This window comes from Nonomuraea sp. JJY05, from assembly GCF_043496855.1.
Classification (GTDB): Bacteria; Actinomycetota; Actinomycetes; order Streptosporangiales; family Streptosporangiaceae; genus Nonomuraea.
Map to the genome: position 1 here is coordinate 163,317 of NZ_JBIEIS010000024.1, position 23,125 is coordinate 186,441.

A 23,125-nucleotide genomic window follows, 5' to 3' on the forward strand; every position below is an offset into this window, starting at 1 on the left:
CATGGGCAACCGCTGTGCGGTCATCGGCGTCGGGCAGACGCACTACACGACCAAGCGCAGGGACGTCTCGATCGCCGGGCTGGTGCGCGAGGCGGCGCTGCGGGCGCTGGAGGACGCCGGGCTGTCGTTCAAGGACATCGACGCCGTGGTCATCGGCAAGGCGCCGGACCTGTTCGAGGGCGTGATGATGCCGGAGTCGTACCTGGCGGACGCCCTCGGCGCGGCGGGCAAGCCGATGATGCGGGTGCACACGGCCGGCAGCGTGGGCGGCTCCACGGCGCTGGTCGGCGCCAGCCTCATCCAGGGCGGCGTGCACGACCGGGTGCTCGTGGTGGCGTTCGAGAAGCAGTCGGAGTCGAACGCCACCTGGGCGCTGTCCACGCACCTGCCGTTCAGCGCGTCGCTGGTCGTGGGCGCGGGCGGCTACTTCGCGCCGCACATCCGCGAGTACATGCGCAGATCGGGCGCGCCCGATCACATCGGGACGCTGGTCGCGGTCAAGGACCGGCTCAACGCGCTCAAGAACCCGTACGCGCACCTCAGGATCCCCGGCATCGACCAGAAGATGGTCGAGTCCACGCCGATGTTGTGGGAGCCGATCCGCTACCTGGAGACCTGCCCGTCCAGCGACGGCGCCTGCGCGATGGTGCTGTCGTCGGAGTCGAAGGTCACCGGCACCCCGGCCTGGGTGCACGGCACCGCCATGCGCTCCGAGCCGATCTTCCGCGCCGGCCGCGACACGGTCAGCCCGCAGGCGGGCAAGGACTGCGCGGCCGACGTCTACCGCCAGGCCGGCATCACCGACCCGCGGCGGCAGATCGACGTGGCCGAGACCTATGTCCCGTTCTCCTGGTACGAGCCGATGTGGCTGGAGAACCTGGGGTTCGCGGCGGAGGGGGAGGGGTGGAAGCTCACCGAGTCGGGCGCGACGGCGCTCGACGGTGACACCCCGTGGAACGCCTCGGGCGGGGTGCTGTCGAGCAACCCGATCGGGGCGTCGGGACTGATCAGGTTCGCCGAGGCCGCGCTGCAGGTGCGCGGGATGGCGGGCGAGCACCAGGTGGACGGCGCCCGTACGGCGCTCGGCCACGCCTATGGCGGGGGAGCCCAGTTCTTCGCGATGTGGATCGTCGGACGGGAGAGACCCTGATGGAGTTCAACCACGCTGACCTGTTCGAAGGCCTCGCGGACGCGATCGGGGACAGGACCGCCGTCGTCTGCGGCTCGGACCGGCGCACCTACGCCGAGCTGGAGGCCGAGTCCAACCGGCTCGCCCACTACCTCATGGACCTGGGCGTCCAGCCCGGCCAGCACGTCGGCCTGCACCTCTACAACGGCATCGAGTACGTGGCGGGCCTGCTGGCCGCGCTGAAGATCCGGGCCGTGCCGATCAACGTCAACTACCGCTACGTCGAGTCAGAGCTGCTCTACCTCTACCGCGACTCCGACATCCGGGCGCTGGTCTACGACGTGGAGTTCGACGCGCGGGTGGCCGCCGTGGCGGACCGGGCGCCCCTGCTGGAGCACCTGATCTCGGTGGGCGGGCCGTCGGAGATCGGCTCGGCGGTGCCGTACGAGACGGCTCTGGAGCGCGGGCGGCCGGAACGCGGTTTCCCGGCGCGCTCGGGCAAGGACGTCTACATCATCTACACCGGCGGCACCACGGGCATGCCCAAGGGGGCGATGTGGCGGGTCGAGGACCTGTTCATGGCCTTCGGCGGCGGCAACCCGTACGGCGAGCCGCGCGCCACCCCGCGCGAGGTGATCGACGAGGCCGTCAAGGCCGGCCCGATGGTCATGATGGCCGCGGCGCCGCTGATGCACGGGGCCGCTCAGATGGCCACGTTCATCGCCTGGTGGATGGGCGCGACCATGGTGTACGTGCGCAAGTTCGACGCCGAGGACGTGTGGCGGGCGGTCGAGCGCGAGCGCGTGTTCACCATGAACATCACCGGCGACGCCATGGCCAGGCCCCTGGCCGAGGCGCTGGAGAAGGGCGGCTACGACGTCTCGTCGCTGCTCCTGCTCAGCTCGACCGGGGCGATCCTGTCGGGCGCCGTACGCGACCGGCTCCAGGAGTTACTCCCGAACGTCGGGATCCTGGACAACTTCGGCTCCACCGAGTCCGGCTTCACCGCCTCCGGCGTGGCCGGGTCCTCCCCGGAGAAGGGCCTGCGCTACCAGCCGAACTCCGTGGCGAAGCTGGCCGTCCTCGACGAGCGGCACCGGCCCGTCGAGCCCGGCTCCGGGCAGCTCGGGACCGTGGCCAAGGCCGGGCGGGTGGCGTTCGGCTACTACAACGACCCCGACAAGACGGCCCGCACGTTCGTCACCGACGAGGACGGCACCCGCTGGCTGCTGACCGGCGACCTGGCGACGGTGGAGACCGACGGGACCGTGAACGTGTTCGGCCGCGGCTCGCAGTGCATCAACACCGGCGGGGAGAAGGTGTTCCCCGAGGAGATCGAGGCGGTGCTCAAGGGGCATCCGTCGGTGTTCGACGCGGTGGTGACCGGGGTGCCGGACGAGCGGTGGGGCAACAGGGTCGCGGCCGTGGTGGAGCCGCGGCCGGGCGTCGAGGTCACGGCCGAGGAGCTGGACGCGCACTGCAGGACGCTGCTGGCGGGGTACAAGGTGCCTCGTACGTACGCGTTCGTGGAGCAGATGGTGCGCTCGCCGGCGGGCAAGGCCGACTACCGGTGGGCCCGCGAGACGGTCCAGGCGAGCGACGCCCAGAGCTCCTCCTAGAGCCGCTGCAGCTCCGCTTCGATCGCCGCCGTCTCCTCGCGCCTGCCCGTCTTCTCCAGCAGCTTCAGCCTGCCCCGCAGCACGTCGCGGAGCAGGCCGGGGACGCCGTCGTGGGTCACCAGGTCCCGCAGCAGCCCCGCGGAGACCCGCAGCGCGGCGTCGGCGGCGTCGTCCCTGCCGAGCTCCTGCTGGCACAGGCCGAGCCGGGCGTGCGCCACGGCCCTGGACAGCTCGTCCCGGGTCACCTGTGTGGCGCGGTGGAAGACGAGCCCCGCCTCCAGCGCCCGGCCCGCCTCCATGAGCGCGTCGCCCAGCATGAGCATCGCCCTGGACAGCAGCTCGCGCTGCATCGGGTTGCCCTGGCCGGACCGCTGCTCCACGGCGCTTCCCGGACCGAACCGCTCCAGCGCCGCCACCGCCTCCCGCAGCGGCTGGATCGCCTCGGCGGCCAGGTCCCGCATCCTGAGCGCGGAGGCCAGCGTGAGGCAGGCGCCCGCCCGGCTGGTGTGCAGGGCCTGCGCGTTCACGCCGGTGGTCAGCAGCTCGTCGTAGATCCGGATGGCCTCCCTGGCCCTGGTCTCGGCCTCGGTCCCCTCGTCCAGCCCGAGCAGGGGCAGCAGCTCGGAGCTCTGCGCCAGGGAGTCGGCGAGGACAGCTCGGTACGTGAGATCGTCCGGCGACCTCCTCGCCCGCGGGATCAGCTCCTCGACGAGCGCGTTGGCCTCGGCGAGCTCGCCGCGCATCATGTGGCAGCGGACGAGCCGCTGGGTGGCCAGCGTGTGCTTGAGCGTGCCCGGCGGCTGTCCGGCGGCGGCGATCCCGGCGTACTCGGCGGCCTCCTCCGGCCGCCCGGCGGCCAGCAGGTCGTCGGCGATCACCGCGGCGGTCTCGGCGGCCTCCCGCTGCTCCGACAGGTCCGTGTAGAGCCGCAACGCCTCCATGAGGTGCGCCAGCGCCTCCTGCTCCCTGCCGTCGGACGCCCGCAGCGCCTGCCCGCGCACCTGGGTCGCCTGAGCCCGCACGCGGCGCAGCTCCGGCCCGGCATCCGGGGCCCGGTCCAGCTCGGCCAACGACCAGGTGACGGCCTCCAGGGCGGCCTGGGGGCGTTCGAGCATGGCCAGGGCGGCGCCGAGCCGGGCGTACGTCACGGCGGCCACGGCCGGGTCGTCCAGCTCGTCGCACAGGTCGGCGGCCCGCTCGCAGTGCGCCAGCGCCTCCACGGGGCGGCCCTGTTCGAGCAGCAGGAGGGCGTAGCGGTTGAGGACGTCCGCCAGAGCGCCGCCCGGCTGCCCGGCCAGGAGACAGACGGCCTGCTCCAGGACGGCGGGATCGGCCTGGCCGAGCCGGGCGAGCTCGGCCAGCGCCAGGCCGAGCCGTTCGCGATGGTCGCCGGAGAACGCGGCCAGCCCCTGGTAGACCCGGACCGCCAGCTCCGCGCAGAGCACCGCCGTGCTCTCCTGCGCCGTGCCTTCCTGCGCGGCGATGCCGAGCCGCGTCAGGCACCGCCCGTACCGGTCGTGCACCTCGGCGCCGTCACCGCTGCTCAGCGGCACCTCCCGCGCCAGCGCGTCCGCGAACGACGCGAGCGAGGCAAGCAGCTCGGCCGGGTCGCCCCGGAAGCCGGAGATCTCCTCGATGAGCGTTCCGAGCACCTCCGTCCCGGGAAGCGGCCGCGTGTCGAGTATCCGGCGGTAGAGAGGGAGGCCCGCGGCCGGTCCTTCCTCCTCGACCCGCATGCCGGCCAGCCGCGCGAGGGCGAGCAGGTGCACGCCGGCGAGCTCCGGCGGCGGGTCGGTCATCAGCTCGGTGCCCTCGGCCAGCTTCGGCCCGGCCGCGCCGGGTTCGCGCAGCTCGGCCAGGCACAGGCCGGCGAGCTCCAGGCAGGCGGCGGTCAGCAGCCGGTCGTCCGCCGGCGTCGGGACGTCGAGGGCCCGGGTGGCCGACTGGAGCGCGCCTTCGACGTCCTGCCCGGCGAAGCGGACGCCGCCCTGGAGGCACAGCGCCCCGGCGAGGGCGGACGCGGCCGCGAGCCCTTCCGACACGAGCCCGTCGTACAGCTCCACCAGCCGGTCCGCGGCCGCCTCCGCGCCGGCCCGGGACAGCGCGGTCGTCTCAAGGATCAGCAGCTCGGCCAGCTCCGTACGGAACACGACGCTCGTCTCGGCCATCGGCTCGTAGGACTCGATGGCGGCCCGCAGGTGCGGCCCGGCCTCCTCGGAGCGCCCCAGCCCCACGAGCGCCCTGCCGAGCGCCGCCGCCACCATCCCCACGGCGATCGCGTGCGGCCGCTCCGGGCCGGGCTCCCGCTGCGGGGCCTCCGGTACGGGGTGGCGGCGCAGCAGCTCGGCGGCCTGCGTCGCGAGCACGAGCCCGTCCCCGGCCCGCCCCACGTCCGTCCAGGCCCGGGCGAGCACGGCCTGCGCGGAGATGTAGGCATGGATCTCCGGCGTGCCGCCCTCCTCGGCGGCCCGCCGGCACTCCACCAGCCGCCGCTCCGCGCTGACCACGGCCTCCTCCGGCCGCGAGGTGACCAGCTCCAGCAGCCACGGCCGCCCGCCCGCGCGGCCGGCCGCCGGCTCCGGCCGCCCCGCCCGCGCCCGCACCTCGGCCGCGTGCCGCGCGGGGGAGCCGTCCTCGGCCGCCAGGCTCTCGGTGCCCAGCCCGTCATACAGCTCGGCGGCGAGCTCCAGCTGCGCCCGGCCGTCGGCGGGCCGCCCGAGCTCGTCCAGGCACAGGCCGAGCAGCCGCCTGGCCCTCGCCTCCGTGGCCGGATGCCGGTCGGCCGCCACGCTCATGGCCTCCTGCAACGGTCCCAGCGCCGCCTCGGGCCGGTCGTCGGCCAGCAGCAGCTCGCCCAGCTCCAGCAGCTGCCCGGTCAGGGCGTGGCGGTGCTCGTCGGGCTCCAGGGCGACCAGGGCGCGCAGGTTGCGTACGGCTTCGGCGGCGGAGCGCACGGCGGCGTCCAGGTCGTCCAGCCGGGCATGGAGCCCGGCCAGCAGCCCGGCGGCGTCGGCGAGCATGGACCGCAGGCCGGGCTCCTGGGCGGCGAGGCCGCGCAGCCGTACGACGGCCTGCGAGGCGGGGACGACGGCATCGGCGGGCCTGCCCTGCCCTTCGAGCCGGGCGGCCAGGAGGTGGAGGTGGTGGGCCAGGTCCCTGTTCGTGGGGGCCACGCCCTTGACGGCCGCGGTGGCGGCGACGGCCAGGCAGGCGGCCAGCTCGGGCAGCGCGCCGCCGTCCGCCGCCTCGAACGGCACCAGCGGCCCGGGGCCCGGCACCGGCCCGTCCCCCACCTGAGGCGGCGCGAGGGCCGGCGCGGCGAGCAATCCCATCGGCGGCGTGTCGCCCGGCTGGAACCCGGCTCCCGGTGGCGGCGGGAAGGCCGGTCGAGGGGGTGCGGAGGCGAGTACCGTCAGATGGGCCGCGGTTCCGGCGTCACCGCCCGCCGCCTCGAACGCCGCCACGGCCTCCTCCAGCCGCCCGAGCTCCAGCAGCGCGCACGCGACATTGTGGTGCGCCCGCGCCGCCTCCGCCGCGTACCCCGGATCCTCCTCGGCCAGGATGCGGAACCTGGCCGCCGCCTCCTGGGCGGGCTTGAGCGCCGAACCGGCCTCGCCCGCGAGCAGCAGGCACGCCCCCAGGTTGAACAGCGCCTCCGCCCTCCCGGCCGCCGCCTCGTACGGGGGAGCGGCCGCGTAGATCTCGACGGCCTCCGCCGCCGCCACGACCGCCTCGCCGACCCGTCCCACGGCCACCAGCCGCCCGGACAGCCAGGACAATCCCGCGGCCGGCGCGGTCCGCTCGCCGCTCGCCCGGCGGTGCCGTACGGCCAGCTCGCCGAGGGTGACGTATAACGCCCGCAGTCCCAGCCCCGCCCCCCGCTCGCTCTCCAGCAGGCCGGACGCGGTCGCGGCGAGCTCCCGGTCGGCGGGAAAGAGCATGAGCGCGGCGTTGAGCATGTCCCCGAGCCGGGTGGCGGGGTTCGCGGCGGCCTCGGCGACCATCACGCCGATCCTGGCCCCGACCAGCGAGCGCAGCGCCGACCCGACCGGCGCCCGGTCGGCGGACAGGCGCAGGACGTGCAGCAGGTGGACGAGGTGGTGGACCGTGCGGCCCTCGTGATCGTGGAGGGCGAGCACGAGCTCGTCCAGGCCCTCCGTCCCGGCCAGGAGCTCCTCGGCCACCAGGTCGGGGCCCAGCTCGCCGCTCGGGAAGACGGTGCCCAGCCAGCGGGCCGCGTTGGTGGTGTGGCCGTGGGGCCCGCTCCCGCCACGCAGTCCGGGTACGGCCGTCAGCAGGCCAGGCAGCTCCGCAGGGGTCGGCGCGGTGAGCGTGAGCACCGCCACGGCCTGGCGCGCCGTCACGTCGTCCACGCGTTCGTGCTCGGCGGGCCAGACCCGCGCCCACTGGTCGCTCTCCCGCGCCAGGAACCGCCGGAGCAGGCCGCCGCCGTGCAGCCGCATCGGCTGGGTGTGCGCGTCGGCGTCGGGGTCGCGCGCGTGCGGTTCTCCTGCGGGAGGGGGTCCGGGCCGCTCGTCGTCGCACAGCCGCAGCAGCGCCGCCAGGTGGACGTGGAGCGGGAGGCCGTACTCCGGGTCGTCGAGGCGGGGAGGGGCGGGCAGGGCGGCCCGGCTGGGGGCGAACGCCTTCATGGCGGCGAGCGCGTGGTCCGTGCGCTCCGCCAGGGTGAGCGGGTGGGCGTTGAGCTGGACCGTCGTGGAGGTGAGCCGCCTCAGCCAGCCGCCGGCCGCCGTGTCGAGCCGCCGCCACCAGTCCGCCTCGGCGAGGTCGCGGGCCAGCAGCAGGAGCCGTACGCGAGGGTTGCGCCCGTGCTTGGCCAGGCGTCGTACCAGCTCGCCGACCAGGGGCGGGGACGGCTCAGGATGGTCCACGACGAGCAGGGTCGGGCGTAACGCCTCCAGGGCCCGGCCGGTCAGCGGGCCGGCGGCGGAGTCCAGCGGCAGGAATCCGGTGTCCCAGCCGGCCTCGGCCAGCTCCGCGCAGAGCTCGCCCGCGAGCCTCGTCTTGCCCGTGCCGCTGCGGCCGGTCAGCACCGCGATCGACAGGGCGGCCGGTTCGGCGGCCCACGCGCGCAGGTCCGCCAGCTGCTCGTCCCTCCCCAGGAACGGCACCACCGCGTGCCGCGCCATCAGCAGCGTCCAGTCCGAGCAGTCCTGGGGCAGCCTCTCGCGGGCGGGGGTCAGGAGGTCGGCGAGGATCACCGAGGGGACGTCCTCCGCCACGGTCTCCAGCCGGCCGGGCGCCACGCCCGCCAGCTCGCAGAACCGTTCGTCGCCCAGCAGCGCGGTCGCGGGCACCGCGTCCAGGTCGTGCGGCGCGGTCCCGGACGAGCCGGCGGCGACCACCCCGATGATCTGCCCGGCCGGCTCGGCGAGCAGGACGGCGCCCGACAGACCCCGCGTCAGCGCGCCGGGCGGCGACTCGGGCCCGGGGCTCAGCGCGCCGGGCGGCGACTCGGGCCCGGGGCTCAGCACGCTGACCGCCAGGACTTTCGACACCGCGCCGGTGGGGGCGTCGACCAGGCCCGTCACGGTCTCCGCGTCCCGGCCTCCGGCCCGTCGCCCCAGCCACGGGAACCCTCTGGCCACGCAGCGCACCCTGAAGCCCGTCGACGCGCCGGAGGAGGCGGCCACCCTGGCCCAGCGGACGTGTTCGATGCCGGGGACGCCGGCCCAGGGCGACCCGGCGACCCGTAGGAGCACCGCGCCCGCCCCGCCGCGTCCGCGCCACACCTGCTCGGCCTCGGCCCACTGGCCCGAATCGGCCGCGCGTACCTGGCACGGCAGGCCGGGGGCCACCACCAGGCCGGAGGTCAGCACCAGATCGGCGCCGATCGCATAGCCGGAGCCGGTCACGCCGACGAGGTCGTCGTGACCCGAGTAGACCTCGACGACCCGTTCGAGCCCGAGGCGGTGCGGTGGCGTGTCCATGAGGTCCGCCTCTTAGCTACGTCCCGACGTGCCGTCTCCCTGATCTGATCTCACTATCGCACTATGAGCCGGAAATTTCCTGGCTTGTCAGGCCTTCTCGGTTGTGAGCCAGGCCGCCAGCCCCAGGTAGACCAGCCCGCTGCTCACGTTCAGCCGGCGGCGCGCACGGGCGGACCCGCGCAGCCGGCCCGCCAGCGCCGACGAGAGCATCGCGTACGCGCCGTCGGACGCCATCCCCAGCAGCAGCCACAGCCCTCCGAACAGCAGGATCTGCAGGCCGACGGGCCCCGCGGCCGGGTCGGTGAACAGCGGCAGGAACGTCAGGAAGAAGATGGCCGTCTTGGGGTTGAGGACGTTCACCACGAAGCCCTCCCAGAACAGCCGCCGCTTCGACTGCACCTGCAGCTCCAGCACCTGCTCGCCCTCTTCGCGCTGCATCAGCTTGCGCACGCCGAGCCAGAGCAGGTAGGCCACGCCCACGTACTTCACGATGGTGAACGCCGTGGCAGAGGCCGCCAGCAGCGCGCTGAGGCCCAGGGCCGCCGCCGCGATGTGGACGAGCGAGCCCGTGTGCACGCCGAGCACCGAGATCACGCCCGCGGCCCGGCCCTGGGAGACGCTCCGGGTGACGATGTAGAGGACCGCCGGTCCGGGGACCACGAGCAGGCCGAGAGTGGCCGCGCAGAAGAGCGCGAGAGTCGAAATATCCGGCATGGGGTCATCGTAAGGGCGGCGTCAAAGGCTTTCCCGCAGCGCCTCCAGCAGCGCCTCCGTGGCCGGCGGATGGGGCGGCTCGCCGTAGACGGCGGCGTACACGTGCCGGGTCGAGCCCTGCACCTCGGCCACCTGCACGTCCGGGTTGCGGTGGGCCCGCAGCGCCAGCCCCGGCAGCATGGTCAGGCCCAGCCCGGCCGCCACCAGGGCCTGCACGGCCACGATGTCGTCGCTGGTGAACGAGATCTGCGGGGTGAATCCCGCCTTCTCGCAGATGTCCAGCAAATGGCTCCTGCACCGGTCGCATCCGGCGATCCAGGCCGAGTCCGCGTGGTCGGCCGGCTGGCCCGCCGGACCCCTGGCCACCAGGTAGCTGGGGTCGTCGAGGAGGTGGATCATGCGGATGTCGCCGTCCTCGGGGGCGGTGTCGTCGTACCGGAAGATCACGGCCACATCCACCCGTCCGGACCGCAGCAGCCTGAGCGCCTCCGGCGGCTCGATCTCGGTGAGCTGCAGGCGCAGCCCGGGGTGGGCGGCCGACAGCAGCCCCGCCGCCTTCGGGATGAACGTGCCCAGCGCCGAGGGGAACGCGGCCAGCCGTACGCGCCCCGAGCGCAGCCCCACGTGCGCGGCGAGCTCCTCGGAGGTGGCGTCGAGGCGGTCGATGATCTCCGCGGCTCGCTCGGCGAGCAGCCGGCCCGCCTCGGTGAGCCTGACGCCGCGCCCGACGCGCTGGACGAGCCGGGCCCCGGTCTCCGCCTCCAGCCGGGCCAGGTGGTGGCTGACCGAGGGCTGCGAGTAGTGGAGCTCCTTGGCGGCGGCGGTCAGCGAGCCCTTGCGGGCGACGGCGACGAGAACGCGAAGGCGCACGACATCCAGCATTCATCAATCGTATCTATGAATGGGCCAGAGAACTTCTGTTGGACCTATCGGTGGAGGTGTAGCACCGTAGAAGGGGAAGGATGATTGTCTGCTTTCCCTAGGGGGACACCATGAATATGGCCGCTGCCACCTCCACGAGGCCAGGGCTGGACGTGCTCGTGACCGGCATCTCCGAGATCGTGGCGCGGCGGCTCGGGCGCGCCAAGACCGCGTTCGCCGTCGCGGACCTGCTGCGTGGCCGGCTTCCCGGGCTCGACATCCTCACGCCGCGCGAACGTGAGGGCTCGCCCGACGGCTACGTGTCCCGCCCGCTCCACTGCGAGGAGGACTTCTCCATCGTGAGCGTCGTGTGGCGTCCCGGCCAGGAGACGCAGATCCATGACCACGTGTCGTGGTGCGCGTTCGGCATCATCAGCGGGATCGAGCACGAGACCCTCTACCGCGACATGGGCGACCATCTGGCCGAGATCGGGCGGGCGGACAACCGGCCGGGCGAGGTGAGCGGGTTCGCGCCGCCCGGGGACATCCACAAGGTCCGCAACACCAGCGGCGAGGTGGGGGTGTCGATCCACGTGTACGGCGCGAACGTGGCCCGCCTCGGCAGTAGCGTGCGCCGCGTCTACGACCTGCCGGTGAGGTAACCCTCCAGGCGGTCGGCCAGTTCCTTCGGCCGGGCCAGCATGGGGCATGGCTCCCATGGCCCTGTCCGCGTGATCCCGTCCCCTGGTCAGCAGCTCCTCGGCCACGTCCCTGGGCACGTCGTGCAGAAACAGGCCGATCAGATCGGACATGTCCTTCGAATCGAACCCCGTGCCGGCCCACCAGTCGGACGGCGGCTCGCCGGGGGCCGGGATCATCGCTGTGACCAGCACCAGGAGGTCGGCCGGCGTGCGGGCGCAGACGAGCGGCCCGACGAAGCCGCCCCACGAGTGCGCCACGACGACCAGGTCGCGCCGGCCTCCGACCGCCTCCACCACCGCGTCGGCATGGTCGAGCAGGCCGGCGGCCTCGTCCTCGATCGGCAGGCTCACCGCCACGACGTCGTGCCCGCGCTCGCGCAGCTCGGGCTCCAGCAGATGCCAGTCCCACACGGACCCGCCGCCCCCGTGGATCAGTGCGAACGTCGCCATGCCCGTCACCATACCCCCTAGTGCGCAAATTTATTTGCGCAAATTTCCTTTCGCTTCTAGGGTGGTTCCATGGCCACCGAGGAGAGTCGTCGCATCAAGGACCTCGACACGCTGAAGGCGCTGGGGCATCCGCTGCGCATGAAGCTCTACCGCGCGCTCAAGGTGACGGGCGCGGCGACCGCCTCCCAGCTGGCCGACCAGGTCGACGAGGCCGTCTCGCTGGTCAGCTACCACCTGCGCAAGCTGGCCGCGCACGGCCTCATCGAGGAGGCGGTGGCGCGCGGCGACGCACGGGAGCGCTGGTGGCAGCCGGCCGACGCCAGCATCAGCACTCGGGACGAGGACTTCCGCGACGCGCCGGAGCGCGCCGCCGTCCACACCGCGGTGTCGCGCATGCACGCCCGCCAGCAGAACGAGATGTACGAGAGCTTCCTCGACGCCCAGTCGGCCTGGCCCGGCGACTGGCGCAATTCGGCCTTCAGCTCCGAGTTCATGCTCTCGCTGACCGCCGAGGAGCTGCACCGGTTGGGCGACGAGCTCAACGAGGTCGTCAGGAAGTGGCGGGCGCACGGGACGGCCGCTCGCGAGGCGGGCGACGTCAAGAACCGGGAGAACGTGGCCGTGCACATGTACGGCTTCCCGTTCCGGACCTGACCTGATCTGACCGAGGAGGGTGTGATGTATCCGGAGTTATACCTGTACGTGGAGCGGGCGCGAGCCCGTGAGCTACGAGCCGACGCGTGGAGCCACGCCCGCGCGGGCGTGCTGCGGCGGCGTGCCCGCGCAGGCGAGCAGCGGGCCGGTGCGGAGCGCCGCCGGCCGGGCGGTTCGGTGGTCCGCGCTCTGGAGGTGCGGCTGGGCTGGGTGCTGGTGGAGGCGGGCCTCCGGCTGGTGCACCGGTATCACTGATCCAGGCCGAGCTGGTGGCTCATGGCCACGGAGTCCCTGATGGCCCAGTGTTCGACGATCCTGCCGTCCCTGACGCGGATCAGGTCCATGCCCCGCACCTCGTAGCGGCGCCCCGAGGCGGTGTGCGTGCCGCAGCTGAGGTAGACGTTGGTGGACAGGTCGTCGGTCGAGATGTTCTGCTCCACTGTGACGGACATGTCATGAAAGCCCGTCCCGCCGGACAGAGCCCGCTCCCACTTCTCCCTCCACGCCGCCAGGCCATGGTGGTCGCCGTCCGAGCCGCCCCGGTGGTCGATCACGTCGGGGTCGATGAGCGCCAGCCCCTCGTCGATCCGCCCGGCCCCGTAGAGCTCGATGATGCGCCGATGCACTTCGCCGGCCGTCGCCGCCATGCCCGCCTCCTGGATTAAGTGGGGAGCTCCCCATTTAGTTGATGGCACTAGACTAGATGGGGAGTTCCCCACTTAGCAAGGAGACGGATGGGATCGCGTCCTCGCCGGGCGGATGCGCAGCGCAACTACGACCTGCTGCTGGCCGCGGCCGCGCAGGTCTTCGCCGAACGCGGCACCGACGCGCCGCTCGACGACGTGGCCCGCCGGGCCGGGGTCGGCAACGCCACCATGTACCGACATTTCCCCGCCCGTACGGACCTGCTGGTCGCCGTCTACGCGGACGAGGTCGCCCAGCTGTGCGCCCGCGGCCGGGCCCTGCCGGCCGCCGAGCCGCCGGGGGAGGCGCTCCACGAATGGCTGCGGCTCTTCATGGACCACATCGCCTCCAAGCGCGACCTGGCCCTGGCGGTCACCGGCGACAGCGCTGCCACCGCTCTGGTGGCGCAGTGGCACGCGTCCATGATCGACACAGCCTCGGGCCTGCTGGACGCGGCCAAGCGGGCGGGCGCCGTACGGGCCGATCTCGACGTACGCGACCTGCTGACCCTGGTCAGAGGCATCGCCCTGACCGCCGCGGACCGCGCCCAGGCCGACCGCCTGCTGACGCTGATCGACTGCTGAACCCGGCGCCCCCGATACGCCGGGACCATCCTTCTTTACTCGGCGGCGGTCGTCTGGGCGTCCTGCAGCTTCCGCATGGCCACCTTCGCCGCCCGCTTGCTCAGGCCCGGATCGAACGTCCCGAAGAAGCCGTCGCTCACCAGCAGCATGACGCTGTTCCCGGTCCCGATGAGCACGACGTCCGCCGCGAAACTCGGCTTGGAGTTCAGGGCGGGGATCGTCTTGCGGTGCCTGATGGCGTAGGTCCAGGCGCCGAACTTGCCGATGGAGAGCTTGGTGATGCCGGCCTTGGAGGAGCCGGAGTTCGCCTTGACCCCGGCGCAGTCGCGGACCATGACCTTGCCCACGGGCTCCCAGCGGGCCAGCCGCGCGGGAGTCCCGCTGATCAGGAACTGCTTGACGCCGGACGGCTTGCCCTCCTCGTCGATGAAGGCCGCCGCCTTGCTCGTGAGAATGGGCTTCAGCGCCTTGATGGCGCTCCGGCACTTCTTCGTGTGCGCCGACTCGGAGTCCAGCGCCTCACGGTTGTGCTTCGGGTTCTCCGTGTACTCCTCGCCCAGGTCGCCGGGCGTGATCAGGGCCTCGCTCAGCTGTGCGGAGGTCAACGGCTCGGTGGGGGCGGCGGCCACGGCGGGAGCCGTGGCGGCCAGCAGGAAGGTGGCGGACAGGCCGCCTAAGATCGCGGAACGCATGAACCGGATCTTAGGGCTCGCGCGGGCTCCCCATCCGGGGTGAGCCCGCGCGACCTGTCGTCACACCCCGAGCGCGGAGGGGAGGCTGAGCTCGTGGAGGAACAGGGCCTCCGTCGTCGCCACCCGCCGTAGCTCCTCCAGGTCCACCCGCTCGTTGGGCGCGTGGATGGCCGCGTCCTCGTCCTCCGCCCCGAACAGCAGGATCTCCGCCGCGGGGAACTGCTTCAGGAGCGTGTTGACCAGGGGGATCGAGCCTCCGGCGCCCACGTCCCTGGGCGGGCGGCCGAAGGCGCGCTCCATGGCCCGGTTGAGGGCGGCGCGGGCCTTGCCGCCCGAGTCCGCCTGGAAGCCGGAGCCCACCGTCAGGTCGGTGAACGACACCTGGACGCCCCACGGCGCCACCTTGCGCAGGAACTCGACCACGGCGTTCACCGTCGCCTTCGGGTCGCCCGCCGGGGGGACGCGGACGGTCACGCGGGCCCGCGCGGCGGGCTGGACCGCGTTGACCGCGCCCGAGACCGTCGGCACGTCCAGGCCCGTGACCGTGATCGCGTACGAGGCCCAGAGCCGGTCGGCCAGCGAGCCCGAGCCCACCAGCGAGACGCCGTCGAGGACGCCGGCGGTCTTCCTGAACTCCTCCTCCGACGGCCCCTGCCCGAGGAAGCTGCCGCGCGGCAGGCCGGGCACGCGGATGTCGCCGTTGTCGTCGTGCAGCGAGGTCAGCATGCGCATGAGCGCCGCCAGCGCGTCGGGGGCCGCGCCGCCGAACGAGCCGCTGTGCACCGGCTCGCGCAGCGTGCGGGCCTCGATGGTGAACGCCGCCATGCCGCGCAGCGAGGTCGTGACCGCCGGGTCGCCGACCCGCGGGTTGCCGGTGTCGGCCACCACGATGGCGTCGGCCCGCAGCAGGTCGGGGTTGCGCTCGACGAACGCCTCCAGGCGCTCGCCCGCGTACTCCTCCTGGCCCTCGATGATGACCTTGATGCCCACGGGGAAGCGGCCCTGGAAGGCGCGCAGGGCGGTGATGTGGGAGAGGATGCCGGACTTGTCGTCCGCGCAGCCCCGCCCGTACAGCTTGCCGTCGATCAAGGTCGGCTCGAACGGAGGGGTGCGCCACGCGGCCGGGTCGCCCGCGGGCTGCACGTCGTAGTGCGCGTACAGCAGCACCGTGGGCATGCCGGGCGGCGCGGGGGCCTCACCGTAGATCGCCGGGAAGCTGCCGTCGACCGGCACCTGCTGGACGCGCGGCAGGCCGACGGAGCGCAGCAGTTCCTCCGTCATCGCGGCGGCGGCGTAAACCGGCTCCTCCGGGTGCCCGGGGAAGGCCACGGAGGGTATGGCGGCCAGCCGTCGCAGCTCCTCGACGGCCTGGGGCATCGCGGCGGCGACGGCGCTCTCAATCTGTTCAGGAGTCACGGAAGGGTCCCCCGGGGGTCGTTATCAGAAGGTTCTGGCTGGTCTCGACATGTTGGTCTCATTGGATCACACAACGTTCCACGTGCGAGAACGCCGGGGATCCGCGCGCCAATCTACATGCGGATTTCGTCGCTGTTACATAGGCGTTCTGCGGATACCGATTTTCTTGCATATTGCTACGACCGATTCGCTTGGCAAATCCCCAGGTGAGCATGCAGACTGTGGGGAGTTGAGACACGAGGGAAGATAACCATGACGCAGCCGGAAAACGACGTCCTGAAGGCCGCGCAGGACAACCTGTGGTTGCACTTCACCAGGCACAGCGCCTATCAGCAGTCCGAGATCCCGACCATCGTGCGCGGTGAGGGGTCCTATGTCTACGACATCCATGGCAAGCGCTACCTCGACGGGCTGGCCGGGCTCTTCGTGGTCCAGGTCGGCCACGGACGCCAGGAGCTGGCCGAGGCCGCCGCCAAGCAGGCTCAGGAGCTGGCGTTCTTCCCGCTGTGGTCCTACGCCCACCCGAAGGCCGCCGAGCTGGCCCAGCGGCTGGCCTCCTACACGCCCGGCGAGCTCAACCGCGTCTTCTTCACCACCGGCGGCGGCGAGGCGGTCGAGACCGCCTGGAAGCTGGCCAAACAGTACTACAAGCTCATCGGCAAGCCGCTCAAGCACAAGGTCATCAGCCGCCAGATCGCCTACCACGGCACCCCGCAGGGCGCGTTGTCGATCACCGGCATCCCCGCGTTCAAGCAGATGTTCGAGCCGCTGGTGCCCGGCTCGGTCCGGGTCCCCAACACCAACCACTACCGCGCCGACGAGATCACCGGCGTCAAGGGCATGACCCCCGAGGAGTACGGCATCTGGGCGGCCGAGCGCGTGGCCCGCGCCATCGAGATGGAGGGCCCCGACACCGTCGCCGCCGTCTTCGCCGAGCCCGTGCAGAACGCCGGCGGCTGCTTCCCGCCCCCTCCCGGCTACTGGCAGCGCCTGCGCGAGATCTGCGACGAGTACGACGTGCTGCTCGTCTCCGACGAGGTCATCTGCGCCTTCGGCCGGCTCGGCACCATGTTCGGCGGCCAGAAGTTCGACTACGTGCCGGACATCATCACCTGCGCCAAGGGCATGACCAGCGGCTACTCGCCCATCGGCGCGATGATCGCGCACGAGCGGCTGTTCGAGCCGTTCAAGGGCGGTGACGCCATGTTCGCCCACGGCTACACCTTCGGCGGCCACCCGGTCTCCTCGGCCGTCGCCCTGGCCAACCTCGACATCTTCGAGCGCGAGGACCTGCTCGGCCACGTCACCAGGAACGAGCCGCTGTTCAAGGAGACCCTCGACGGCCTGCGCGACCTGCCGATCGTCGGCGACGTGCGCGGCTCGGGCTACTTCTGGGGCATCGAGCTGGTCAAGGACAAGGCCACCAAGGAGACGTTCACCGCCGAGGAGTCGGAGCGGCTGCTGCGCGGCTTCCTGTCCAAGGCTTTGTTCGACGCGGGCCTCTACTGCCGCGCCGACGACCGCGGCGACCCTGTCATCCAGCTGGCGCCGCCGCTCATCGCGGGGCCCGAGGAGTTCGCCGAGATCGGGTCGATACTCCGTGGCGTGCTCACCGAGGCGTGGTCGCGCCTGTAACACCCCTCAGTCCGGTACGACGGCGTGCCGGTTCGCGAAAGGATCAACCATGAAGATCGGCGTTCCTGCCGAGGTCAAGAACCACGAATATCGCGTCGCCGCCACGCCCGCCGGAGTTCACGAGCTGGTGCGTCACGGCCACGACGTCCTGGTCCAGCGGGGTGCGGGCCTGGGCTCGCACATCCCGGACGAGGAATACCTCTCGGCGGGGGCGAAGATCCTCGACAGCGCCGACGCCGTATGGGGCGAGGCGGACATGGTGCTCAAGGTCAAGGAGCCCATCGCCGAGGAGTACCACCGGCTGCGTGAGGGGCTCGTGCTCTTCACGTACCTGCACCTGGCCGCCTCGCGGCCCTGCACGGACGCGCTGCTGAACGCGGGGACGACCGGCATCGCGTACGAGACCGTCCAGGTGGGCAACGCGCTGCCGCTGCTCGCCCCGATGTCCGAGGTCGCCGGCCGCCTCGCGCCGCAGGTGGGCGCCTACAACCTGATGCGCTTCAACGGCGGCCGCGGCATCCTCCCGGGCGGCGTGCCCGGCGTGGCCCCGGCCAAGGTGGTCGTGATCGGCGGCGGTGTCTCCGGCCTCAACGCCGCGCAGATCGCCGTGGGCATGGGCGCCGACGTCACCGTGCTCGACACGAACATCGACCGCCTGCGCTTCATCGACGCCATCTACCAGGGCCGGCTCAAGACGCTGGTCTCGACGTCGTACGCGATCGAGCAGGAGGTCCTGCAGGCCGACCTGGTCATCGGCGCGGTCCTGATCCCCGGCGCCAAGGCCCCGACGCTGGTCTCCAACGACCTGGTCTCGCGCATGAAGCCGGGCTCCGTGCTCGTCGACATCGCCATCGACCAGGGCGGCTGCTTCGAGGACTCGCGCCCGACCACGCACGCCGAGCCGACGTACAAGGTGCACGAGTCGGTCTTCTACTGCGTGGCCAACATGCCGGGCTCCGTGGCCAACACCTCCACGTACGCCCTGACGAACGCGACCCTCCCGTACGCGGTCAAGCTGGCCGACCTGGGCTGGCGCGAGGCGCTCAGGACCGACGCCGGCCTCGCGGGCGGGCTCAACACGCACGACGGCCGGCTCACCAACGGGCCGGTGGCCGAGGCGCTCGGCCTGCCGTTCACCCCGGTGGCCGAACTGGTCTGACGACCCCGCCAGGCGCCCGGGCGTGCGCCGATCAGCGCACGCCCAGGCGCTTGCGCAGGTCACGGGCCGTGGCCAGCACGTGCTCGATCTCGCCGCAGCTCGGCCACGGAGCGCTCCCGGGGCGCAGCAGCGTGCCGCGCACCGACGCCAGGTGCTCGACCGCGCTCGGGTGCAGCCCGCTGCGCGCCACCAGCCACCCGATCACGTCGGAGTGATCGTGCAGCGGCCGGGTCACCAGATCCCACGTGCCGAGCACCTCGGTCAGGTCGCCCACGTCCAGCGCGGCCCCGCCCCTGCGCCCGGTGGCCGCCGCGGCCAGCTCGGCCCTGGCGGCCAGCTCCGGCTCGACGTGCCGCCCCCACGCGGGCGGCGGCGGATCCGACAGCCATTCCTGCGCCTCGCCCAGCTCCCCGGCCACCGACAGCAGCCCGCCCAGCTCGACGGCGGCCCCGCGGTGCCCGGCCCGCGCCGCCTGCCTGAACCAGTGCTGCCCGCCCGCCAGGTCGCCGAACTCGGCGATCAGCAACAGACCGTAGTTGAACGCCGCCTCGGCGTCCCCGCCGGCCGCCGCCCGGCCGAACCAGTGGCTCGCCGTCGCGCAGTCCCTCAGCTCGACGCAGACGAACCCGGCCATCCGCTGGTCGTACCCGCGCCCGGCGCCGGCGGCCTGCTCGAACCAGGCGCGGGCGGTGCGCAGGTCACCCAAGGACAGCGCGATCTCGCCGAGCCGGGAGGCGGCCCCCGGGTGCTCGCTCCTGGCGGCCAGCCGGTAGTAGGCCTCCGCGCCCTCGGGGTCGCGGCTGGCGTGCAGGTAGAGGCCCATGCAGTACGCCGAGTCGGCGTGGCCGCCCCTGGCCGCGCACTCCCACCAGCGCACGGTCTCCTCGTCGTCGCCCGTCGCGTAGGCCAGGAAGCCCAGGTCGTGCGCCGAGGCCAGGTCGCCTTCCGCGGCCGCCGTGCGGTGCCAGTCGCGGGCCGCCGCCAGCTCGCCCGCGTCCTCGCACATCAGCGCCAGCCTGCGGGCCGCGGTGCTGGAGCCGCCGTGGGCGGCGACCTCGTACCAGCGCCGGGCCCGGTCGGGGTCGCCGCGCTGCTCCAGCAGGAGCGTCGCCAGGTTGCTCGCCGCCTCGGCGTCGCCGGCGCCGGCCGCGAGCTCGTACCACATGACGGCGTCCACCAGGCTTCCGTGCTTCTCGTGCCAGACGCCCAGGTTGTACGCGCTGTCCAGGTTGCCGGCGTTGGCCGCCCGCTCCCACCAGTGCTTGGCGGCCGCGCGGTCGCCGTGCTGGGCGTAGAGCTTGCCGAGCCGGTGCGCGGCCTGCGCGTCGCCGGCGCCCGCGGCGGCCAGCAGCTCGGGCTCGTCTCCCACGCGCGGCGCCGGTACGGACGGCGCCGCGACCTCTCCTTGCCAGGCCATGGCGACCAGGGTGGCACGTGATCGCGTGATTGCGAACGGTAATCGCCGACTAGCGTCACGAGAAGTCGATGAAGCCCGCGTACATGCCCATCCCGCACACGTACCGCAGCGCGCCCTTCGGCTGCGGCGGCAGGCGTACGGTGGCCGGCAGCGCGACGTCGCGCCCGCCTATCGTCACCGTGCCGGTGCACCCCCGGTCGACCAGCTTGAACACCACCTCGACCGGCGCTCCCGCGCGTGCCGCCACGACGGCCGGCCGGTAGCCCTCGCGGGTCGCCCAGACCGTCACGCTCTGCTCGCCGGAGCCCGGCCCAGTGGTAGGCGCCGCGGGCAGCGGCTTGGACGCGGCCGGCGGGGTGCCGCCGATCCAGCCACCCAGGGTGAGCCCGGCGCCGACGGTCCAGAGCCCGGCGGCGACGGCCACGACGGCGGCGAGCCGGGCCAGCCGGGTGCGGGAGACGCGCCGCAGCACGTACCCGAGCAGCGCGAACGCCGGAGCGGTGCCGAGCACGAACCCCGCCATGGCCGCCGCCCCCGCCACCGGGGAGCCGCTGGAGATCGCGATCATCTCCATGCCGAGGGTGACGCCGCAGGGCACCAGGATGGTGGCCGCGCCCAGCAGCGGCGCCTTGTAGCGCGAAGGGGCGCCGGCCTCGGGCGTCGCCGCGCAGTGACCGCGCCGCATCAGCCGGACCGCGAAGACGATCACCGTGAGGCCGGCCGCGACGAGCAGCACCGCCCGGGCCGCGGGCGGAAGGCTGACGGCCGAGCCGAGCAGCCCGAGCAGCGCTCCGGCCGTGGTGTACGAGGCCAGCCGCCCCGCCAGGAACCAGCCGACCAGCGCCGGATCGCGCCCGTGGCAGTGCTCGACCAGGCCCATGAGCAGGCCGCCCTGCGCCGCCGTGCACGAGGCCGTCCCCGCCACCAGCCCGGCGGCGACTCCGCCGGCCAGCAGGGTGACGACGCTCAGCGGACGAGCGCCAGACTGTCCAGAGACCCGCTCTTGGCGGCCTCGACGATCGAGCCGAACTGGTCGAGGCTCATCTCCACGCGCTGCCCGAAGTCGTCGGTGATGACCACCTGGCGCTCGACGGGCGCCGTTTCGTCCACGAACAGCTCGGGGCACCCGCAGTCACACTGGCCGCAGAACTTGGCGACGGATCGCATACCTGTCCCCGCTCTCTATGTATCCGGTACACGAACCGTAACGCCGGTCCCCGAATGCGGCCAGTGACAGTAATTTCACCCTTAGTGCTGTTTAGGTTGTCCATCCCTTGAGAACGGACACCTTCTCGAAGTACTCGTCCTCGCTCATCTCGCCGCGGGCGTACCGCTCGGCGAGGATCTGCTCCGCCGCGGCGGTGGGCGACGCGGGGGCGGCGGGCGCGTGGCGCGGGCCCCACCAGCCCTTGCGGCGGGCCGTGATGGCCAGCGCGACGAGGGCGACCCAGAACAGGCCCCAGAAGAACGGGATGATCGGCCAGAAGCTGTGCATGTCTCCTCCTTGACGTGATGCCTCCAGCGTCGTCCGTCAGAGGGCGCGCCGAATCGCACGTCAGGCCCTGTTCGGAGTCAGCCCGGGGGAGTGTTCACGCCGGTCGCCCGTACGCCTGTGGGGGTAGTGCGCCGGTGCGTTTCACCGTCCGGAGGACGGGGGCGGTCTCCAGCGTCTGGACGGCGTCCAGGGCGCTCACCCGTTCGGTGAGGTAGCGGTACAGGTCGGCGTTGTCGCGGCAGATGGCGGTGGCGAGGAGGTTGGTCGGGCCGGTAGTGACGCTGGCGAAGGAGATCTCGGGGTGGCCCGCGAGGGTCCTGGCCACGTGGAGCAGCTCGGAGGGGCGCACGGTCATCCACAGCCTGGCCTCGGCGCGGTAGCCGAGCAGCCTGGGGGAGTAGTCGAGCTGGATGGTGAGCGCGCCGGACTCGCGCAGCTGGCGCAACCGGCGCTTGGCCGTGGACTCCGACCAGCCGGTGGCCCTGGCCAGCTCCGTGTACCCGGCCCGGCCGTCCCTGGCCAGCACGTCCAGGAGGCGGTGGTCCTCCTCCTGGAGGACGATGCCGTCCGATCCGGTACGCGGCTCGGGGCGCAGCCGGTCGGCCTGCTCCTCCGTGAGGCAGGCCAGCCCCTGCCAGCCGTCGGGCAGGGCGAAGCCGTGCAGGAGCGAATGCGCGGTCATGGCCAGGACGCGGCTGGTCCGGGGCAGCTTCTCCAGCAGGACCGTGTCGGGCGACTGGGCGAAGCACGAGATCTCGGTGCCGCCGGACAGCAGGTGCACCCAGTACGTGTCGGGCCTCCTGGCCAGGGCCTCGGCGATGGCGGTGCCCGCGTCGGGCGTGCAGCGTACGCGGATGGTCCACGGCGTGTAGCCGAGGAGCGCGCCGTCGAGGCCGCCCACCACCCTGATCACGCCTGCCGCCGTGAGCCTGCGGTAGCGGCGGGCGACGGTCTGCTCGGAGACGCCGAGCACGCCGGCGATCCTGGCGAAGGGGGCGCGGCCGTCGAGCTGGAGCGCGTGCACGAGGCCGCGGTCCACGCCGTCGAGTTCGGCGGATTCCATCGGGTCAGCGTAGTTCCCTGGAGGAAAACCGCTGAAATCTCCGAAGAATTGGGGCAGCTTCGGCCCGCGGGCCAACCTTGGACCCATGATTCTCGTGACAGGAGCCACCGGAAACGTCGGCCGCCAGGTCGTCCACCAGCTCGTCGAGGCGGGCCACCCCGTCCGCGCCATGACCCGTGACCCGTCCTGGGCGGCTCTGCCGCAGGCCGTCGAGGTGGTCAAGGGCGACCACGAAACCATCGGCCAGTGCCTCGACGGCGTCGAGTCGGTCTTCCTCATCTGGCCCTTCCACACCGCGGACCTCGCACCCGCCGTGGTCGGCGCGATCAGGCGGCACGCCCGTCGCGTCGTCCTGCTCTCCTCGGGAGCGGTACGCGACCAGCCCGACTCGTCCGTCGGCCTTTCGCACAACGAGCTCGAACAGCGCGTCGAGCAGTCGGGCCTGGCCTGGACCATGCTCTGGCCCAGCACGTTCGCCGCGAACGCGTTCTGGTGGCGCGACCAGATCCGCTCGGGAGACGTGGTGCGCGGCGCGTTCGGCGCGCTGCCGATGGCGATGCTGCACGAGCGCGACATCGCCGCCGTGGCCGTACGGGCGCTGACCACCGACGGCCACGACGGGGCCCGCTACGCGCTGACGGGGCCGCAGGTGCTGACCCAGGTCGAGCAGGTGCGGATCCTCGGCGACGCGCTCCGGCGCCCGCTGCGCTGGCAGGAGCTCAGCCGGGAGGAGGAACGGCAGCGGCTGCTGGCCGACGACTCCTTCCCCGACTCGTTCGTGGACGCGCTGCTCGACGGCTACGCGCAGATGCTCGACGGCCCGCCGCCCGTCCTGACCGACACGGTCGAGCAGGTGACGGGCCGGCCCGCGCGGTCCTTCGCCGAGTGGGCGAAGGACCAC

20 protein-coding genes are annotated in these 23,125 nt (G+C 72.9%); 9 read left to right on the forward strand and 11 right to left on the reverse strand.

Annotated elements, in window-relative coordinates; genetic code table 11:
- Position 1 precedes the first annotated feature (1 nt).
- Together ACFKCF_RS34150 and ACFKCF_RS34155 are read left to right on the forward strand one after the other, a co-directional pair.
- The gene (locus ACFKCF_RS34150) at positions 2-1,150 is read left to right on the forward strand and encodes a thiolase domain-containing protein (protein ID WP_394499407.1); all 1,149 of its coding nucleotides are present in this window, start codon (positions 2-4) and stop codon (positions 1,148-1,150) included.
- Positions 1,150-2,748 carry an acyl-CoA synthetase gene (locus tag ACFKCF_RS34155; RefSeq protein ID WP_394499408.1) on the forward strand — a complete coding sequence of 533 codons (1,599 nt, stop codon included), beginning with the start codon at positions 1,150-1,152 and terminating at the stop codon, positions 2,746-2,748. Before ACFKCF_RS34150 ends, ACFKCF_RS34155 begins: the two co-directional genes overlap by 1 nt.
- On the opposite strand, the gene ACFKCF_RS34160 is transcribed toward ACFKCF_RS34155, so the two are convergent.
- From ACFKCF_RS34160 to ACFKCF_RS34170, 3 genes are all read right to left on the reverse strand, one after another.
- Positions 2,745-8,699 carry a tetratricopeptide repeat protein gene (locus ACFKCF_RS34160; RefSeq protein WP_394499409.1) on the reverse strand — a complete coding sequence of 1,985 codons (5,955 nt, stop codon included), beginning with the start codon at positions 8,697-8,699 and terminating at the stop codon, positions 2,745-2,747. The genes ACFKCF_RS34155 and ACFKCF_RS34160 overlap by 4 nt on opposite strands.
- 87 nt (positions 8,700-8,786) lie before the next feature.
- Complete coding sequence (locus ACFKCF_RS34165; protein WP_394499410.1) at positions 8,787-9,413, reverse strand: LysE family translocator; 627 nt, start codon at positions 9,411-9,413, stop codon at positions 8,787-8,789.
- A 21-nt stretch (positions 9,414-9,434) separates the two neighbouring features.
- Positions 9,435-10,295, reverse strand: coding sequence for a LysR family transcriptional regulator (locus ACFKCF_RS34170; protein WP_394499412.1), 861 nt, complete (start codon positions 10,293-10,295; stop codon positions 9,435-9,437).
- 110 nt (positions 10,296-10,405) lie between these two features.
- Between ACFKCF_RS34170 and ACFKCF_RS34175 the strand changes: the two genes are divergently transcribed.
- From ACFKCF_RS34175 to ACFKCF_RS34185, 3 genes are all read left to right on the forward strand, one after another.
- Positions 10,406-10,936: a cysteine dioxygenase gene (locus ACFKCF_RS34175; protein WP_394499413.1), complete on the forward strand. Its 531-nt coding sequence runs from the start codon at positions 10,406-10,408 to the stop codon at positions 10,934-10,936.
- Positions 10,937-11,494: 558 nt separating this feature from the next.
- Positions 11,495-12,079 carry an ArsR/SmtB family transcription factor gene (locus ACFKCF_RS34180; protein ID WP_394499414.1) on the forward strand — a complete coding sequence of 195 codons (585 nt, stop codon included), beginning with the start codon at positions 11,495-11,497 and terminating at the stop codon, positions 12,077-12,079.
- Between the two features lie 24 nt (positions 12,080-12,103).
- A complete protein-coding gene (locus tag ACFKCF_RS34185) occupies positions 12,104-12,334 on the forward strand; it encodes a hypothetical protein (protein WP_394499415.1) in 231 nt (76 codons plus the stop codon).
- Here the strand turns inward: ACFKCF_RS34185 and ACFKCF_RS34190 are convergent.
- On the reverse strand, positions 12,328-12,726 hold the full coding sequence (locus ACFKCF_RS34190) for an ester cyclase (protein WP_394499416.1): 399 nt from the start codon (positions 12,724-12,726) through the stop codon (positions 12,328-12,330). The two genes, ACFKCF_RS34185 and ACFKCF_RS34190, sit on opposite strands and share 7 nt — an antisense overlap.
- An 87-nt stretch (positions 12,727-12,813) precedes the next feature.
- Between ACFKCF_RS34190 and ACFKCF_RS34195 the strand changes: the two genes are divergently transcribed.
- Positions 12,814-13,347 (forward strand): TetR/AcrR family transcriptional regulator, encoded by a 534-nt coding sequence (locus ACFKCF_RS34195; protein WP_394499417.1) that lies wholly within the window; start codon positions 12,814-12,816, stop codon positions 13,345-13,347.
- Between the two features lie 35 nt (positions 13,348-13,382).
- Here the strand turns inward: ACFKCF_RS34195 and ACFKCF_RS34200 are convergent, their stop codons facing one another.
- Positions 13,383-14,039, reverse strand: coding sequence for a hypothetical protein (locus ACFKCF_RS34200; protein ID WP_394499418.1), 657 nt, complete (start codon positions 14,037-14,039; stop codon positions 13,383-13,385).
- Positions 14,040-14,099: 60 nt separating this feature from the next.
- Positions 14,100-15,455, reverse strand: coding sequence for a dipeptidase (locus ACFKCF_RS34205; protein WP_394499419.1), 1,356 nt, complete (start codon positions 15,453-15,455; stop codon positions 14,100-14,102).
- 252 nt (positions 15,456-15,707) lie between these two features.
- On the opposite strand from ACFKCF_RS34205, the gene ACFKCF_RS34210 reads away from it, so the two are divergent.
- Both ACFKCF_RS34210 and ald read left to right on the forward strand, forming a co-directional pair.
- A complete protein-coding gene (locus ACFKCF_RS34210) occupies positions 15,708-17,090 on the forward strand; it encodes an aspartate aminotransferase family protein (RefSeq protein ID WP_394499420.1) in 1,383 nt (460 codons plus the stop codon).
- A gap of 49 nt (positions 17,091-17,139) precedes the next feature.
- Positions 17,140-18,249, forward strand: coding sequence for an alanine dehydrogenase (ald, locus tag ACFKCF_RS34215; protein ID WP_394499421.1), 1,110 nt, complete (start codon positions 17,140-17,142; stop codon positions 18,247-18,249).
- 31 nt (positions 18,250-18,280) lie between these two features.
- On the opposite strand, the gene ACFKCF_RS34220 is transcribed toward ald, so the two are convergent.
- The 5 genes from ACFKCF_RS34220 to ACFKCF_RS34240 form a co-directional block, all read right to left on the reverse strand.
- Complete coding sequence (locus ACFKCF_RS34220) at positions 18,281-19,666, reverse strand: tetratricopeptide repeat protein (protein ID WP_394499422.1); 1,386 nt, start codon at positions 19,664-19,666, stop codon at positions 18,281-18,283.
- A gap of 55 nt (positions 19,667-19,721) precedes the next feature.
- Entirely contained in the window at positions 19,722-20,591 is an 870-nt protein-coding gene (locus tag ACFKCF_RS34225; RefSeq protein ID WP_394499423.1) for a sulfite exporter TauE/SafE family protein, read from the reverse strand.
- Between the two features lie 41 nt (positions 20,592-20,632).
- Positions 20,633-20,833, reverse strand: a complete 201-nt coding sequence (locus ACFKCF_RS34230) for a hypothetical protein (protein ID WP_394499424.1) — start codon at positions 20,831-20,833, stop codon at positions 20,633-20,635.
- Positions 20,834-20,924: 91 nt separating this feature from the next.
- Positions 20,925-21,161 (reverse strand): hypothetical protein, encoded by a 237-nt coding sequence (locus ACFKCF_RS34235; protein WP_394499425.1) that lies wholly within the window; start codon positions 21,159-21,161, stop codon positions 20,925-20,927.
- Positions 21,162-21,255: 94 nt separating this feature from the next.
- Complete coding sequence (locus tag ACFKCF_RS34240) at positions 21,256-22,224, reverse strand: Lrp/AsnC family transcriptional regulator (protein ID WP_394499426.1); 969 nt, start codon at positions 22,222-22,224, stop codon at positions 21,256-21,258.
- An 85-nt stretch (positions 22,225-22,309) separates the two neighbouring features.
- On the opposite strand from ACFKCF_RS34240, the gene ACFKCF_RS34245 reads away from it, so the two are divergent.
- A partial coding sequence (locus tag ACFKCF_RS34245; RefSeq protein WP_394499427.1) for an NAD(P)H-binding protein occupies positions 22,310-23,125 on the forward strand: 816 nt, incomplete at its 3' end.